The organism is Burkholderia sp. AU39826 (genome assembly GCF_020419965.1).
Classification (GTDB): Bacteria; Pseudomonadota; Gammaproteobacteria; order Burkholderiales; family Burkholderiaceae; genus Burkholderia; species Burkholderia semiarida.
Window position 1 is genome coordinate 15,470 of record NZ_JAIZQG010000012.1, and the last position, 15,154, is coordinate 30,623.

Here is a 15,154-nt window from a genome sequence, read left to right on the forward strand (position 1 = left end):
GGCCGTCGCTTGGGCGGGGTGTTCAAGGCGCGGAAACGCCGGGAGGCGGCCTCTGAGGATGACCGGAGTTACATCCCGTAACCCGTACCGCAGTGCAGCATCGCGCTGGCTGCCCCGATTTTAAGAATCGCTTAAGTCTTCGACGGCACCATCCGCAGCCAGTACCCGATGGTTATCTCGAAAAGGAGGAAAGCGATGAGCGCCGTAGAAGCACCCGCGGGCCGCCCGGCCGCGCCCCCTGCAAAGAAGACGATGCTGCGCCGCCTGCTCAGTCATCATGAAATCGCGACGCTGCTCGTGCTGCTGCACGCACCGATCGGCGCGAACGCCAAACCCGAATTGCCCGCGCTGCAGGAAGCCGGCCTCGTCGAAATGGTCAAGCTCGACCCCGATACGGCCCCGAGCTTCCGCCTGACCGAAGACGGCACGGCCGTCCTGAAAGGGCTCGGCTACCGCTGAGCCGCCGGCTTCAGCCTCTCCCGCTTCCCCGCCTTACCGCCTCACCCGATCCCCGCGACGCGCCGGCCACGCCGGCGATTGGCGTCACCCCGCCCGCTCCTGCAGCATCAACCGGTATTCCGTCGGCGTCACGCCGACCGTCGCCTTGAACTGGCGCGTGAACGCGCTGTGATCCGTGTAGCCGCATAGCGCGGCGACGTCGGTCACCTTGTCGTGCGTGACGAGCAGCGCGGTGGCCGCGTCGAGCCGCGTCTTCAGCAGCACCTGGCGCGGCGTCAGATGGAACACCTTGTGGAAGTAGCGTTCGAGCTGCGCGACCGACATCCCGGCCATCTGCGCGAGTTGCTTCAGGTTCAGTGGCTGCACGTAGTGATCCTGGATGTGCTGGACCACGTCGGCGAGCCGGCTGTACGCCGGGTGCGATCCCTCGTGCGCCTTCAGGTCGCGCGAGATGCCCGCGAGGCCCACCACCCGGCCCGCGGCGTCGCGCAGCGGCTCCTTGCAGGTCAGGCACCAGCCCGGCTGACGGCCCGGATACAGGTGCAGCTCCAGCTGGTCCATCAACTGCTGGCCGGCATTGATCGTCGCCATGTCCTGCTCGAAATAGCTGCGGCCGAAGCGGCGCGGAAACACCTCGTCGGCCGTCTTGCCGAGCAGGTCGCGCTTGTCCTTGTAGCCGCAGCGCATCGCCAGCGTGCGGTTGACGAGCGCGTAGCGGCCGCTCGCATCCTTCACGAAGAACGCGACGTCCGGCAGCGCATCGAACACCGGTTCGAGCAGACGGAAATGCGCGAGCATCGCGCCGAAATCGGCGTTGTCAGGCGGGTCGCGCAACGTGTCGGACAGGCTCATGGGCGGTACGGCAGGCAAGGTCGTCATCCCGGCAACCGCGAAGCGAGTGGCAGATGGCGTCGATTATAGGAGCGCCCCTTCGATCGCGTCGCATCGAACGCGGGGCGGACAAGACGGCGGCCGGCGGCATCGCGCGCCCCGACAGGTTCCATCGGAGGGGCAATGCTGGTTGCGCACGCAACCAACGCGCCCGGCGTGCGGGCCGGCGACCGTTCCGCCTTCGCCGCAGGCGGCGCAGCGCATCGACACGCCGGCGCCACGCACCGGATCCGTCATCCTAAAAATGCCGGCGACCCGCGTCTTGGCGTGTTTGCGCATTCGCCATGACGATTTCGGCATATATCAGGGTAATCGACGATATGCCGATATCGTCGCCGGCCACGCATCGAACGCGCAAGACGCACGTATTTTCGTTACCTAGACTTCGCTTCACGGTCACGAGACGACCTCCCGCCGCTGCCGGAATCGGCATGCACGCCCGCCGCATCCACGGTCGCGCACGCCGATTCCGGCACAGCCTGCGCAGCAGGCGGCACGCCTGCATGGCCTGCGCATCGGCTTGCGGACCGAACCGTCTCGCCCGGTTTACCGGCGCCGGCCCGCATGCCGGCGGCGGCCCAACCACGCCATCAAGGGGAAGTGAAAGTGAAGCTGAAGGTATCGCACGTCGCGCTGGCCGCTGCCTGCGCACTGTCGGGCGCGCACGCCGTCGCCGCCGACGTCGTCAAGATCGGTTTCGCCGCGCCGCTGACCGGCCCGCAGTCGAATTACGGCACGGACATGCAGAAGGGCGTGCAACTCGCGATCGCCGATTTCAACGCGACGCATCCGACGATCGGCGGCAAGCCCGTCACGTTCCAGCTCGACTCGCAGGACGACCAGGCCGACCCGCGCACCGGCACGACCGTCGCGCAGCGGCTGATCGACGGCAACGTCCGCGGGATCATCGGCCACTTCAACTCCGGCACGAGCATTCCCGCGTCCGACCTGTACGATCGCGCGGGGCTGCCGCAGATCTCGATGGCGACGTCGCCGCAATACACGGCGCGCGGCTACAAGACGACCTACCGGCTGCTGACGAGCGACGCGCAGGCCGGCCGCATCGTCGGCACGTACGCGGTGAAGACGCTGCGCTTCAAGCGCATCGCGATCATCGACGACCGCACGGCCTACGGCCAGGGCATCGCCGACGAATTCGCGAAGGCCGTGGAAGCGGCGGGCGGCACGATCGTCAAGCGCGACTTCACGAACGACAAGGCGCTCGATTTCTCGGCGATCCTGACCAACCTGAAGGGCGTGAATCCGGACGCGGTGTTCTACGGCGGCGGCGACGCGCAATCGTCGCCGATGATCCGCAAGATGCGCCAGCTCGGGATGAAGTCGGCGTTCGTGACAGGCGAGATGTCGCGCTCGCCGACGTTCCTGAAGGTCGGCGGCGACGCGGCCGAAGGCGCGATCGTCTACATGGGCGGGCTGCCGAAGGAAAAGATGCCGGGCTTCTCCGGCTACGCGGCACGCTACAAGGCGCGGTTCAACGAAGACGTGATCACGTACTCGCCGTACTCGTACGACGGCACGATCGCGCTGCTCACCGCGATGAAGGACGCGAACTCGACCGATCCGAAGGTGTATACGCCGTATCTCGGCAAGGTGTCGATCAAGGGCGTGTCGGCGCCCAGCATCGCGTACGACGCGAAGGGCGACCTGAAGGATGCGCCGGTGACGATCTACAAGGTCGAGCGCGGCGCGTTCAAGCCGGTCGATACGATCGCCGGCAACTGACCAGCGAGGCCCTGCCCCGCGCGGCGCGCCAGCGGCTCACCGGCCGCCCGCGCCGCGCGCGCTTCGGCTGCATGGTCCGAAGCCGTTCCCGGCGCACGCCCGCGCGCAGGCATTTCGCGCTCCTGTAGAATCCCCCCACCCGCTTTGACGCTTCGTCCGCGCCGCGCCCCATCCTGGTGCGGCGGCACGTGTTTCGCGCCTCACCCGGCACGCGGCACGCGTCGACGACGCAAGCCGCGCCTTGCCAGTCCATGCCGAAAAGCGGGCCCTGGAGACGCAGCACCCACAACTACATTCGAAAACCGATCGTCCTGACCATGCAAGCTTCCGAATTGAGCGGCGTACCTCGCGCCGCCGAACGCGCGCTCACGCGCAGCGACTACAAGACCCTTGGCCTTGCCGCACTCGGCGGCGCCCTCGAGTTCTACGACTTCATCATCTTCGTGTTCTTCGCGCCGGCGATAGGACAACTCTTCTTCCCGCACGACATTCCCGACTGGCTGCGCCAGTTGCAGACGTTCGGCATCTTCGCGGCCGGCTATCTCGCGCGCCCGCTCGGCGGCGTGATCATGGCGCACTTCGGCGACCTGTTCGGCCGCAAGCGGATGTTCACGCTGAGCGTGCTGATGATGTCGGTGCCGACGCTGCTGATGGGCCTGCTGCCGACCTACGACACGATCGGCATCCTCGCGCCGGTGTTGCTGCTGCTGTTCCGCGTGCTGCAGGGCGCGGCGGTGGGCGGCGAAGTGCCGGGCGCGTGGGTGTTCGTGTCCGAGCACGTGCCGTCGCGCCATATCGGCTATGCGTGCGGCACGCTGACCGCGGGCCTCACGGCCGGCATCCTGCTCGGCTCGCTCGTCGCGGCCGGCATCAACAGCCGCTACTCCGCGGCGGAAGTCGGCGCGTTCGCGTGGCGGATCCCGTTCCTGCTCGGCGGCGTGTTCGGGCTGTTCTCCGTGTACCTGCGCCGCTGGCTGCATGAAACGCCGGTGTTCGCCGAGATGAAGGCGAAGAAGGCGCTCGCGGCCGAGATTCCGCTGAAGGCGGTGCTGCGCGACCACGGCCGCGCGGTGATCGTGTCGATGCTGCTCACGTGGATGCTGTCGGCCGCGATCGTCGTCGTGATCCTGATGACGCCCGCGCTGCTGCAAAAGCAGTTCCACCTGTCGCCCGCGACGACGCTGTTCGCGAACAGCGTCGCGACGCTGTGCCTGACGGCCGGCTGCATCACCGCCGGCTCGCTCGCGGGCTGGATCGGCGCGAAGCGCGTGCTCGCCATCGGCGGCATCGGGCTGGCCGCGTGCTATTACCTGCTGTTCGCGCAGGTCGCGGCCGATGCGTCGACGCTGCCGCTCTACTACGGGATCGCGGGCTTCATGGTCGGCACGATCGGCGCGGTGCCGTTCGTGATGGTCAAGAGCTTCCCGGCCGTCGTGCGCTTCTCGGGCATCTCGTTCTCGTACAACGTCGCGTATGCGATCTTCGGCGGCCTCACGCCGGTGATCGTGTCGCTGATGATGAAGTCCAATCCGCTCGCACCGGTCGTGTACGTCGCGGCGATCTGCGTGCTCGGCGCGATCGCGGTGCAATTCTCGAAGGATGCGAAGGACGTGAAGGACGCACGCTGAACGTCGGCGCGCATGCGCCGGCCGGATGAACGAAGGGCCGAATCCCGCGGCGTGCGGGATCCGGCCCTTTTGATTTGCGACGGCGCAGCGGCGACGGCGCAGGCGTGCTCAGTTCAACGCAGCACGCCGTACGACGAACTCGGCCGACGCAGCGCGTCGATGCTCGCGCCGCCGGCGCCGGTGACGAACAGCAGCAGGAAACCGCCCGCGATCGCGACGTTCTTCCAGAAGTGAATCACCATGTCGTGCTGGACGGCGGCGCTCGTCGCGTCCCAGAAATTGTGCCCGACCATCGCGGTCGCGATCGTGTAGACCGCCATCAGCAACGCGAGCGGCCGTACCTTGTAGCCGACGATCAGCAGCAGACCGCCCAGCCCCTCGATCGCGACGACGATCGGCGCGACGACCTGTTGATAAGGCACGTTCATCCCGTGCAGATACGCGACGAAGTCGCTGTAGCCAAGCAGCTTCATGATGCCGCCCCACAAGAACAACGCCGCCAGCGCCAGGCGCGCGAAAAAAATGACGCCGGAATCGACGGTACGCGTCATGCCTTTCTCCTCGTATGCAATTCGGCCGTCCGCGCGGGGCGCGCCCGGGCGGTTCGGCGCCGCGCGGCCCGGCAGGGCGCGCGGCAAATGGGCCAGCATAGAGGGTCTTTTCGCGGTGTCCAAGACCTTGTAGCAAATCTTTACAACGCGGCGACCGCGCCGGCAGCCCGGCGCGCTGAAAAACGCGTTTAGCCCGCGTCGCTCAACAACACGCCTTTCTTGAAGATGAAGCAGCCGTAGCCGCGCGTTTCGCCGGTGACGATCACCGCGTACGCCTGCTGCGCGCGCTCGTAGAACGCGAAACGTTCGACGCCGGCAAGCGGCACCGCGCGCCCTTCCGCGCGGTCGATCTCGGCCTGCACTTCGCGCTGCACGGGCGGCACCGCGGCCGCGTCGCCGACGACTTCCATCCGCCATGCGGGCGTATCGACGAACGTATCGAGCGGCAGCACCGACAGCACGGCGCGCACGACGCGCGCCGAATCGGCGCCGTCGATGCGCAGCGCGCGGCCGACCACCGTGTGCTCCGCGACGGATTCCGCCGGAAAATTCGCATCGCAGATCGCGATTTCGTCACCGTGGCCCATTGCGCGCAGCGTGTGCAGGATGTCGGCGTGCAGCAGCGGGTCGAGATTCTTCAGCATGTCGGTTGTCTCCGGGATCAGGAACGAATCGCATAACGTTACCCGATCCCGGCGGCCGCTGCGCATGTGCCGTTCGCGTCACGCCGCCGCGGCCGGCATTTCGTCGATGAAACCCGTGACCGAAGCGAGGCGGCCCGATGCGTCGACGGTGCCGAAGTCCGAACCCTTCACGATCGCCGCGCCGTCGGGCGACACGAGCGCCCACGAGAACCGCAGGTGCTGGCCGAACGCGTCGACGTCGGTCGTGCGGCGGAAGCGGTACGCGGGGAAGCGTTGCTGCACGGCGGCGATCATCGTGTCGATGCCCGCGTGGCCGTCGCCCGCCATCAGCGGATCGCGATAGGCCGCGTCGCTCGCATACGTCGCGTCGATCAGCGCACGACGGCGTGCGCCGTCGGGTTCGTTCCACGCGGCGAAGTAGCGGTCGATCAGGTCGGCATGCACGGACGATGCGGATTGAGCGGTGTTCATGGCGAGGCTCCTTGTGTCGGTGGACGATATCGCGAACGTTTCGTGTCCGCGTGCCGCCATCGTCGCCGGTCTCGCGCGGGCGGTCGATTACGCAGGAGGTAAGGAAATCGCGCGTGCGCCATCCCGAAAGAAAACGGGCGCCCGAAGGCGCCCGCATCGCGTACCTGCCGCGCGCGTCAGGTCACCGGCGCCGGATTGAACAGCGTCAGCGCATTCGCGAGCTTCCATTGCTCGGCCCACGTGCGGCGCTTGCCGCTCGCGACGTCGAGCATCAGCCGGAACAGTTCCCAGCCCATGTCCTCGATCGTCGCCGTGCCGGTCGCGATCCGCCCCGCATCGAGATCCATCAGGTCGTGCCAGCGGCGCGCGAGATCGCTGCGCGTCGCCACCTTGATCACCGGCACCTGCGCGAGGCCGTACGGCGTGCCGCGGCCGGTCGTGAAGATGTGCAGGTTCATCCCCGCCGCGAGCTGCAGCGTGCCGCAGATGAAGTCGCTCGCGGGCGTCGCCGCATACAGCAGCCCCTTCTGTCGTGCACGATCGCCGGGGCGCACGACGCCGGCGATCGGCGCGCTGCCCGACTTCACGATCGATCCCATCGCCTTCTCGACGATGTTCGACAGGCCGCCCTTCTTGTTGCCCGGCGTCGTGTTCGCGCTGCGGTCGACACGGCCGCGCGCCAGATAGCGGTCGTACCAGTCCATCTCGCGAATGATCTCGCGGGCGACCGTCTCGTTCGCCGCGCGCGACGTGAGCTGCGCGACGCCGTCGCGCACTTCGGTCACTTCCGAGAACATGATCGTCGCGCCCGCGCGCACGAGCAGGTCGGCCGCGAAGCCGACCGCCGGATTCGCGGTGAGCCCCGAGAACGCGTCGCTGCCGCCGCACTGCACGCCGACGACGAGATCCGACGCGGGGCAGGTCTCGCGGCGGCGGCGGTTGAGCCGCTCGAGATGCGATTCGGCCATCTTCATGATCGAGTCGATCATCGAGTTGAAGCCGACGTGCGCGGCGTCCTGCAGGCAGACGACGCCGCCGTTGTCGCTCGCGCCGTCGGCGGCCACCGGAATCGCGCCCGGCGGCAGCAGGCGCTCGGGCTGGAGCTTCTCGCAGCCGAGGCTCACCGTCATCACCTCGCCGCCGAAGTTCGGGTTCAGGCTGATGTTGCGCAGCGTGCGGATCGGGATGTCGGCGTCGGGCGCATCGATCGCGACGCCGCAGCCGTACGTATGCTCGAGCCCAACCACGTCGTCGACGTTCGGGTAGCGCGGCAGCAGTTCGTCCTTGATCCGCTTCACCGCGTGCTCGACGACGCCCGACACGCACTGCACGGTCGTCGTGATCGCGAGGATGTTGCGCGTGCCGACCGAGCCGTCGGCATTGCGGAAACCCTCGAACGTATAGCCGTCGAGCGGCTCGAGCGGCGGCGCGGCGCGCGTGGCGAGCGGCAGGTCGTCGAGCCCCGGCGGCTCGGGCATGCGCATCGTGCGCTCGTTGACCCAGCTGCCGCGCCGCAGGTCGGCCAGTGCATAGCCGATCACCACGTTGTAGCGAATGACCGGGTCGCCGGCTGCGAGGTCGACGAGCGCGACCTTGTGACCCTGCGGCACGCCTTCGCGCAGCGTCAGCCCGTCGGCGAACGTCGCGCCTTCGGGCAAACCGCCGTCGTTGACGACGATCGCGACGTTGTCGTCCGCATGCACGCGGATGTAGAGAGGGGAAGCAGTCATCGGAATTCCTGGAAGCAGTCTGCGATATCGTTAGTCATCATATGACATTCAACCGCATTCCACGATGCTGCGTAAACCCTTATCCGGAAAGACCCTACTCTTTGCCAGTCAGCAAACCGCTTGCGCCGCGCTTTCTTGCGTTGTACGATGACATACAACGACATCGCCACTTCGGCTCGTATGCCGTTCCCGACGAACCAGCACTCGCGCTAGACGGACGACCCAACCATGACTTCACCGCAAGAACTCAAACAGATCATCTCCCACGGCCTGCTGTCGTTTCCGCTGACGGATTTCGACGCCGACGGCAGCTTCCGTCCGTCCACCTATGCCGAGCGCCTGGAATGGCTGGCGCCGTATGGCGCGAGCGCGCTGTTCGCGGCCGGCGGCACCGGCGAATTCTTCTCGCTCACGCAGCGCGAGTACTCGGACGTGATCCGCGTCGCGACGGAAACCTGCAAGGGCAAGGTGCCGATCCTCGCCGGTGCGGGCGGCGCGACGCGCGTCGCGATCGAATATGCGCAGGAAGCCGAGCGCCTCGGCGCGAGCGGCGTGCTGCTGATGCCGCACTACCTGACCGAAGCCAGCCAGGAAGGGATCGCCGAGCACGTCGAGCAGGTCTGCCGCGCGCTGAAGATCGGCGTGGTGGTGTACAACCGCGCGAATTCGAAGCTGAATGCGGACATGCTCGAGCGCCTCGCCGACCGTTGCCCGAACCTGATCGGCTTCAAGGACGGCGTCGGCGAAATCGAGAGCATGGTCACCATCCGCCGCCGCCTCGGCGACCGCTTCGCGTACCTCGGCGGCCTGCCGACGGCCGAAGTCTATGCGGCCGCGTACAAGGCGCTCGGCGTGCCGGTGTACTCGTCGGCGGTGTTCAACTTCATCCCGAAGACGGCGATGGCTTTCTACGAAGCGATCGCGAAGGACGACCACGAAACGGTCGGCCGCCTGATCGACGAGTTCTTCCTGCCGTACCTGAAGATCCGCAATCGCCGCGCAGGCTACGCGGTCAGCATCGTGAAGGCCGGCGCGAAGCTCGTCGGCCACGACGCGGGCCCGGTGCGCGCACCGCTCGTCGACCTGACCGACGAAGAGGCGGCCGAGCTCGACGTGCTGATCAAGAAGATGGGCCCGCAGTAAGCGGGGTTCGCCGGCGGCGCGGGCCCTTCATCGGCACGGCGCGCCGGCTCCCCCGCTGATCCGTATCCGTATCACGCGATGGCCGCGCGGCTCGACGAGCCGGCGCGGCCATTCCATTACATCTGCGCGATCGCGCCGATGATCCGCTGGCGCACGCCGGCGAGCGTGCGCTGCGTCTCGTCGATCCCCTTGCGCGCGGCAACCGGCCGGCCGCGCGCCGGCGACTCGGCGCCCACGATCTGTTCCAGCACGTCGCGGTCGACGACCGCATCGAAGAATCGCCCGACCGTGAACATCGCGTACTGCTTCGCGGTGGCGAGATGCGTGTTGGCCTGCGTGAGCGCGTCGGCGCGCTGCGCGCCGTTCGGCCCCTCGATGCTGCGGCGGTGCTTCAGCGCGAACACCACCGCCTCCATGTCGTACCTGAAACGCTCGACGGCCCTGCCGAAGATCAACGAATGCGGATCGGAGCCCGCGACGGGCCGCCCCTGGTTGATCGTCACGTCGAATTCGCTGCCGCCCAGTTCGCGCTGCAGCGCGAACAGCGCGTCGGCCAGCACGCGCCCTTCGCTGTATTCGCCGATCTGGGTACGGACCGATTTCGCGACGTCGCCGATCGCTTTCCACAACCCGGCCGCGAACAGGTGGTCGCCACGCTTGCTGATATTCATCGGATGGTTCCTCGTTGGTCTTGTGATCTCTCAGGCTCGCCCGCGGGCCGGACGGCCCGGGGCTTCGCTACTGTAGGAGAATTGCCGGCGACAGGAAAGCCACTCCGAAAAAAAGCGGAGACGGCCACCGGCCGCCTCCGCTTTCGTCCATCCGGCAAGCAGCCCGGCGTTCCCGCCGGGCCGCCGCCACGTCACTCGGCCTTGCCGTCCCGCAGCCGCGGAATCGCGAGCGGATTGCCTTCCTGCAGCGCTTCGGGCAGCAGGTCGTCCGGGAAATCCTGATAGCACACGGGCCGCAGGAAACGCTCGATCGCGGTCGCGCCGACCGACGTGACGGCCGGGTTCGACGTCGCGGGGAACGGCCCGCCGTGCACCATCGCGTCGCACACCTCGACGCCGGTCGGGTAGCCGTTGACCAGCAGGCGCCCGGCCTTGCGTTCGAGGATCGGCAGCAGCCGGCGCGCGAGCGGCTTGTCGTCGGCGTCGATTTGCAGCGTGGCCGTCAACTGGCCTTCGAGCGCGTCGAGCACGCGCGCGACTTCGTCGAGATCGCGGCAGCGCACGATCAGCGACGCCGGCCCGAACACTTCGTGGCCGAACGCCGGCTCGCCCAGGAACGCCTGCGCGCCGACTTCGTACAGCGCGCCGCCGGCCTGGCAGTGACTCTGCGCGGCCTCGCCCGCGCCGATTTCGCGCACGCCCGGCAGTTCGGCCAGCTTGCCGCGCCCGTTGCGGTACGCATCGGCGATGCCCGGCGTGAGCATCACGCCGGCCGGCTTCTTCGCGAGCGCCTGCGCGGCGGCCGTCTCGAAGCGGTCGAGATCGGGGCCGTCGATCGCGAGCACGAGGCCCGGATTGGTGCAGAACTGGCCGACGCCGAGCGTCAGCGAATCGACGAAGCCCGTCGCGATCGCGTCGCCGCGCGCGGCCAGCGCGGCCGGGAACAGCACGACGGGGTTGATGCTGCTCATTTCCGCATAGACCGGAATCGGCTGCGGACGCGCGTTCGCGAGCTGCACGAGCGCCATCCCGCCCTGCCGCGAACCGGTGAAACCGACGGCCTGGATCGCCGGATGGCTGACCAGCGCCGCGCCGGTCACGCGGCCGGGGCCGATCAGCAGCGAGAACACGCCGGCCGGCATGCCGGTTTTCTCGACGGCGGCGCGGATCGCGCGGCCGACCAGCTCGGACGTGCCGAGATGCGCTTCATGGGCTTTCACGATCACCGGGCAGCCCGCCGCGAGTGCCGACGCAGTATCGCCACCGGCCACCGAGAACGCGAGCGGGAAGTTGCTCGCGCCGAACACGACGACGGGCCCGAGCGCGACTTTCTGCAGCCGCAGGTCCGACCGCGGCAGCGGCGTACGAGCCGGCTGCGCGGGATCGATCGACGCGGCGAGGAAGCGTCCGTCGCGCACGACGCGCGCGAACAGCCGAAGCTGGCCGACGGTGCGGCCGCGCTCGCCCTGCAGCCGCGCGACGGGCAGCCCCGTTTCGGCGTGCGCGCGCTCGATCAGCGCGTCGCCGAGCGCGACGATTTCATCGGCGATCGCTTCGAGAAACGCCGCGCGGGCCGCGAGCGGCTGCGTGCGGTACGCATCGAACGCGTCGCGTGCGAGCTCGCACGCGCGGTCGACGTCGGCCTGCGTCGCGACGCCGAACGCCGGGGCCTCGATCGGCGCGCCCTTCGTCGGATCGAACGCGTGCAAGGTGCCGGCCGAGCCGACCACCGCTTCGGCGCCGATCAGCATCTCTCCTGTCAGTTGCATGGGGTGTGCTCCGTGGTTCGGGAATAGATAGCGCATTGTAGCGCAACAGATACGATGTCTGCCGACATCATGACATCGTTCGCGCCGCCTGCGAAGGCGCCGACGATACACTCCGCCGGCCTTGTCCGGCCAGCGAATCACGACTTTCCCACATTGTGACGAGGCCTTCAGAGGGAAAACCCGAGGTTTCTGAATTCGGCCATCGTCAATAAACTTTCGGCCATGTCATACGACGACGTACATTTAAAGTGAACAATCAGACCTCCCCTCGCGATCTTCCGCTCGATCTCGCGCGCACCGCGCGCCGGACCGCCGTGCGCTACTGGATCCTCGCGATGCTGTTCGTCGTCACGACGCTCAACTATGCGGACCGCGCGACGCTGTCGATCACCGGCACGCCGATCCGCAAGGCGTTCGGCATCGACCCGGTGACGATGGGCTACATCTTTTCGGCGTTCAGCTGGGCGTACGTGCTCGCGCAACTGCCGAGCGGCTGGCTGCTCGACCGCTTCGGCGCGCGGCGCGTGTATGCGGCGAGCATCTTCCTGTGGTCGGCGTTCACGCTGCTGCAGAGCACGATCGGCCTCGGCGGCAGCGCCGCGTTCGCGGTCGCCGCGCTGTTCGCGATGCGCTTCGCGGTCGGCATCGCGGAGGCCCCCGCGTTTCCGGCGAACGCGAAGGTCGTCGCGAGCTGGTTCCCGACCGCCGAGCGCGGCACCGCGTCGGCGATCTTCAACGCCGCGCAGTACTTCGCGGCCGTGGTGTTCTCGCCGCTGATGGCCTGGCTCACGCATGCGTACGGCTGGCACCAGGTGTACCTGTGGCTCGGCGTGGCCGGCATCGCGCTCGCGTTCCTGTGGCTGCGTGTCGTGAAGGACCCGGCCGACCATCCGGCCGTGAACCGCGCGGAACTCGACCATATCGAGCAGGGCGGCGGGCTCGTGCGGTCGAGCGGCCAGCCCGCCGGCGCGCGCGGCGGCGGCGCTTCCGAAGGCAGCCGCGTGGCGGGCTGGTACTACGTGCGCCAGTTGCTGTCGAACCGGATGCTGATCGGCGTGTACCTCGGCCAGTACTGCGTGAACGTGCTCACGTACTTCTTCCTCACGTGGTTCCCGATCTACCTCGTGCAGGCGCGCGGGATGTCGCTGCTGAAGGCCGGCTTCATGACGTCGCTGCCGGCGATCTGCGGGTTCCTCGGCGGCGTGCTCGGCGGGATGCTGTCGGATGCGCTGATCCGCCGCGGCGTCTCGCTGACGCTGGCGCGCAAGATCCCGATCGTCGGCGGGATGGCGCTGTCGATGGCGATCATCGGCTGCAACTACGTCGACAGCGAAGCGCTGGTGATCACGCTGATGGCCGTGTCGTTCTTCGGGAAGGGGATCGGCTCGCTCGGCTGGGCCGTCGTCGCGGATACCGCGCCGAAGGAAGCGATCGGCCTGTCGGGCAGCCTGTTCAACATGTTCGGCAACACGGCGGGCATCGTCGCGCCGATCGCGATCGGCTATCTCGTCGGCGCGAGCGGCTCGTTCAACGGCGCACTCGTGTTCGTCGGGCTGAACGCGCTCGTCACCGTGTTCAGCTATCTCGTGATCGTGAAGGACATCAAGCGCGTCGAACTGCGTCATCGCGACGCGTGAGGCTCGACCTCGGGAAAGAGGCGGCCGCGTAACAGCGGCCGCCGTTTTTGCATCGGATCGACGTCAGGTCGACGCGTGCACGGCACGCAGCATGTCGTGCACGCCGGACGTCATCAGCGCGAGGAATGCGACCAGGCCGACGTAGCAGAGCGCGTAGGTCGTCTTCGTCTCGATCGACGTCGCGTAGTACGCGCGGTTCTCCGGCGCGTCGGGATCGTAGCGCCACGCACGCTTCAACTGAGGCAGCGCGAGGATCGCCATCACGATCAGCAGCGGGCTCGGCCGATACGCGAACAGCGCGATCAACACCGGTACGCCCGCGAACCAGATGCGCGGCGACAGCACCGCGGTGATCCTCCCGCCGTCGAACGGCGACAGCGGAATCATGTTGAACAGATTGAGGAAGAAACCCGTGTACGACAGCGCGAGCAGCAGGTTGCTGTCGGTGTGGCGCGCGGCCGCGTAGCAGGCCAGCGCGCCGAGCGTGCCGACGAACGGCCCGGCAAGGCCGACGTACGCTTCCGTTTCCGCGTCGTGCGGCATCGCCTTCAACTCGATCCACGCGCCGACGAACGGGATGAAGGTCGGCAGCCCGACGTCGAGCCCGCGCCGCTGCGCGGCGACGTAGTGGCCGGCTTCGTGCACCAGCAGCAACGCGACGAAACCGGCCGCGAAGCGCCAGCCGTAGAACAGCGCATAGACCGCGATCGACGCGAGCATCGTGCCGGCCGATACGAGCACCTTGCCGAGCTTCAGCCCGCCGAAGATCAGCAGCAGCAGCTTCGTCATTCCTTGCGCTCCGTGGCGGCCGCGTCGGATGCGTCGGCGACGGCCGGCACCGCGGCCGCCTTCGGCTTGCGCCCGAAGAAACGCTTGAGCGCCGCGCCGCCGGCCAGCAGCGCGACCGCGCCGATCTTGAAGAACTTCACCGCGAACGCGCCGATCAGCGCGAGCAGCCCGAGCTTCTTCGCGCCGACGCCGACGATCAGCGCCGCGAGCCCGTACTCGGCGACGTGGTCGGTCGACTGGTTGAAGTCGGCGTAACGCTTGCCGTCGTTGAAGCGGATGTTCGACAGCAGCGCGTCGGCCGATGCCTTGTACTTCGGCAGGTCGGCGAGCGTCGACGCCATCGTCAGCGACAGGTAGCCGTCGCGGCCGAGCACGAGCGTCCGGTAGTTCACGCCGTCGGTCCCCGCATTCGGCGCCGCGCCCTTGTCGCGGATGATCGCGGACCACACGAGCCGGTGCGTGGCCGCGTCGTACGCGGGCGCCTTCGCCCAGCCGACCACCTCGGTTTCGGGCAGGCCGCGCGCCTTGCGCGCCGGGTTGTTTTCCTCGGTGCCGGCCTGCAGGCTTTTCAGCAGCTCGTCGGGCTTCCAGTCCTTCGCGTCGTCGTCGCGGATGTAGCCGCTCGGCTCGAACGACACGACCGAGATCCAGTCGGCGTCCGGATCGTCGGGCAGCACGAGGCCGACCAGCTTCGATTCGTCGATCGCGTTGCCCATCGAGCGCAGGTAGCGGCCGGCTTCGGCGGCCGGCACGAACGACTCGCCGGCCTTCAGCTTCAGCACGGCTTCGTGTTTCACGTCGATGTCGGTCGGCCCCTTCACGACCGCTTCGTTGGCGGCCGCGGCGGCGGCCCTCATTTCGACCTGCGCGGCTTCGGTCTGCGCGTGGCCGCTGGTCGCGGCGAGGGCGAGCGTCGCCACGCAGGCGAGCCGGACGGCAAGTTTTTTCATTGTTGGATTCCCCTGGAATGCCTTGTTGTCGATGTGCGCGGCGTCCGGCCCTGGCATCGTGGCCGCGGGTCCGGCGCC

Annotated in this window: 14 protein-coding genes; 5 read left to right on the forward strand and 9 right to left on the reverse strand. The window is 68.0% G+C overall.

Going from position 1 to position 15,154, the window contains the following annotated elements; genetic code table 11:
• Positions 1–195 precede the first annotated feature (195 nt).
• The gene (locus LGM42_RS20170) at positions 196–459 is read left to right on the forward strand and encodes a hypothetical protein (protein WP_006489463.1); all 264 of its coding nucleotides are present in this window, start codon (positions 196–198) and stop codon (positions 457–459) included.
• Positions 460–543: 84 nt separating this feature from the next.
• Here LGM42_RS20170 and LGM42_RS20175 read toward each other — a convergent pair whose 3' ends face one another.
• Positions 544–1,338 (reverse strand): AraC family transcriptional regulator, encoded by a 795-nt coding sequence (locus LGM42_RS20175; protein ID WP_059582127.1) that lies wholly within the window; start codon positions 1,336–1,338, stop codon positions 544–546.
• A gap of 576 nt (positions 1,339–1,914) precedes the next feature.
• On the opposite strand from LGM42_RS20175, the gene LGM42_RS20180 reads away from it, so the two are divergent.
• Together LGM42_RS20180 and LGM42_RS20185 are read left to right on the forward strand one after the other, a co-directional pair.
• Complete coding sequence (locus tag LGM42_RS20180; RefSeq protein WP_060314605.1) at positions 1,915–3,093, forward strand: branched-chain amino acid ABC transporter substrate-binding protein; 1,179 nt, start codon at positions 1,915–1,917, stop codon at positions 3,091–3,093.
• A gap of 317 nt (positions 3,094–3,410) precedes the next feature.
• Entirely contained in the window at positions 3,411–4,721 is a 1,311-nt protein-coding gene (locus tag LGM42_RS20185; RefSeq protein ID WP_059582122.1) for an MFS transporter, read from the forward strand.
• A gap of 113 nt (positions 4,722–4,834) precedes the next feature.
• Here the strand turns inward: LGM42_RS20185 and LGM42_RS20190 are convergent, their stop codons facing one another.
• From LGM42_RS20190 to garD, 4 genes are all read right to left on the reverse strand, one after another.
• A complete protein-coding gene (locus LGM42_RS20190) occupies positions 4,835–5,272 on the reverse strand; it encodes a DoxX family protein (protein ID WP_059582218.1) in 438 nt (145 codons plus the stop codon).
• A gap of 188 nt (positions 5,273–5,460) precedes the next feature.
• Complete coding sequence (locus LGM42_RS20195) at positions 5,461–5,916, reverse strand: RbsD/FucU family protein (protein ID WP_059582119.1); 456 nt, start codon at positions 5,914–5,916, stop codon at positions 5,461–5,463.
• Between the two features lie 78 nt (positions 5,917–5,994).
• Positions 5,995–6,387 (reverse strand): nuclear transport factor 2 family protein, encoded by a 393-nt coding sequence (locus LGM42_RS20200; protein ID WP_059582116.1) that lies wholly within the window; start codon positions 6,385–6,387, stop codon positions 5,995–5,997.
• A gap of 176 nt (positions 6,388–6,563) precedes the next feature.
• Positions 6,564–8,117: a galactarate dehydratase gene (garD, locus tag LGM42_RS20205; RefSeq protein ID WP_089465815.1), complete on the reverse strand. Its 1,554-nt coding sequence runs from the start codon at positions 8,115–8,117 to the stop codon at positions 6,564–6,566.
• A 228-nt stretch (positions 8,118–8,345) separates the two neighbouring features.
• Here garD and kdgD point away from each other — a divergent pair, with 228 nt between their 5' ends.
• Positions 8,346–9,260: a 5-dehydro-4-deoxyglucarate dehydratase gene (kdgD, locus tag LGM42_RS20210; RefSeq protein ID WP_059582111.1), complete on the forward strand. Its 915-nt coding sequence runs from the start codon at positions 8,346–8,348 to the stop codon at positions 9,258–9,260.
• A 116-nt stretch (positions 9,261–9,376) separates the two neighbouring features.
• Here kdgD and LGM42_RS20215 read toward each other — a convergent pair whose 3' ends face one another.
• Together LGM42_RS20215 and LGM42_RS20220 are read right to left on the reverse strand one after the other, a co-directional pair.
• Positions 9,377–9,931 (reverse strand): hypothetical protein, encoded by a 555-nt coding sequence (locus LGM42_RS20215; RefSeq protein WP_226233013.1) that lies wholly within the window; start codon positions 9,929–9,931, stop codon positions 9,377–9,379.
• A 191-nt stretch (positions 9,932–10,122) separates the two neighbouring features.
• A complete protein-coding gene (locus LGM42_RS20220; RefSeq protein WP_226233014.1) occupies positions 10,123–11,700 on the reverse strand; it encodes an aldehyde dehydrogenase (NADP(+)) in 1,578 nt (525 codons plus the stop codon).
• Positions 11,701–11,948: 248 nt separating this feature from the next.
• Between LGM42_RS20220 and LGM42_RS20225 the strand changes: the two genes are divergently transcribed.
• Positions 11,949–13,337: an MFS transporter gene (locus tag LGM42_RS20225; RefSeq protein ID WP_124659162.1), complete on the forward strand. Its 1,389-nt coding sequence runs from the start codon at positions 11,949–11,951 to the stop codon at positions 13,335–13,337.
• Positions 13,338–13,400: 63 nt separating this feature from the next.
• On the opposite strand, the gene LGM42_RS20230 is transcribed toward LGM42_RS20225, so the two are convergent.
• Positions 13,401–14,126 (reverse strand): site-2 protease family protein, encoded by a 726-nt coding sequence (locus tag LGM42_RS20230; RefSeq protein WP_226233015.1) that lies wholly within the window; start codon positions 14,124–14,126, stop codon positions 13,401–13,403.
• Positions 14,123–15,076, reverse strand: a complete 954-nt coding sequence (locus LGM42_RS20235) for a DUF2167 domain-containing protein (protein WP_226233016.1) — start codon at positions 15,074–15,076, stop codon at positions 14,123–14,125. Before LGM42_RS20235 ends, LGM42_RS20230 begins: the two co-directional genes overlap by 4 nt.
• Positions 15,077–15,154: the final 78 nt, after the last annotated feature.

What these genes read in the sequence shown, in the direction of transcription:
- LGM42_RS20170 (WP_006489463.1), top strand. Translation starts at nt 196, where the DNA reads ATGAGCGCCGTAGAAGCACCCGCGGGCCGCCCGGCCGCGCCCCCTGCA.
- LGM42_RS20175 (WP_059582127.1), bottom strand. Translation starts at nt 1,338, where the DNA reads ATGACGACCTTGCCTGCCGTACCGCCCATGAGCCTGTCCGACACGTTG.
- LGM42_RS20180 (WP_060314605.1), top strand. Translation starts at nt 1,915, where the DNA reads ATGCCGGCGGCGGCCCAACCACGCCATCAAGGGGAAGTGAAAGTGAAG.
- LGM42_RS20185 (WP_059582122.1), top strand. Translation starts at nt 3,411, where the DNA reads ATGCAAGCTTCCGAATTGAGCGGCGTACCTCGCGCCGCCGAACGCGCG.
- LGM42_RS20190 (WP_059582218.1), bottom strand. Translation starts at nt 5,272, where the DNA reads ATGACGCGTACCGTCGATTCCGGCGTCATTTTTTTCGCGCGCCTGGCG.
- LGM42_RS20195 (WP_059582119.1), bottom strand. Translation starts at nt 5,916, where the DNA reads ATGCTGAAGAATCTCGACCCGCTGCTGCACGCCGACATCCTGCACACG.
- LGM42_RS20200 (WP_059582116.1), bottom strand. Translation starts at nt 6,387, where the DNA reads ATGAACACCGCTCAATCCGCATCGTCCGTGCATGCCGACCTGATCGAC.
- garD (WP_089465815.1), bottom strand. Translation starts at nt 8,117, where the DNA reads ATGACTGCTTCCCCTCTCTACATCCGCGTGCATGCGGACGACAACGTC.
- kdgD (WP_059582111.1), top strand. Translation starts at nt 8,346, where the DNA reads ATGACTTCACCGCAAGAACTCAAACAGATCATCTCCCACGGCCTGCTG.
- LGM42_RS20215 (WP_226233013.1), bottom strand. Translation starts at nt 9,931, where the DNA reads ATGAATATCAGCAAGCGTGGCGACCACCTGTTCGCGGCCGGGTTGTGG.
- LGM42_RS20220 (WP_226233014.1), bottom strand. Translation starts at nt 11,700, where the DNA reads ATGCAACTGACAGGAGAGATGCTGATCGGCGCCGAAGCGGTGGTCGGC.
- LGM42_RS20230 (WP_226233015.1), bottom strand. Translation starts at nt 14,126, where the DNA reads ATGACGAAGCTGCTGCTGCTGATCTTCGGCGGGCTGAAGCTCGGCAAG.
- LGM42_RS20235 (WP_226233016.1), bottom strand. Translation starts at nt 15,076, where the DNA reads ATGAAAAAACTTGCCGTCCGGCTCGCCTGCGTGGCGACGCTCGCCCTC.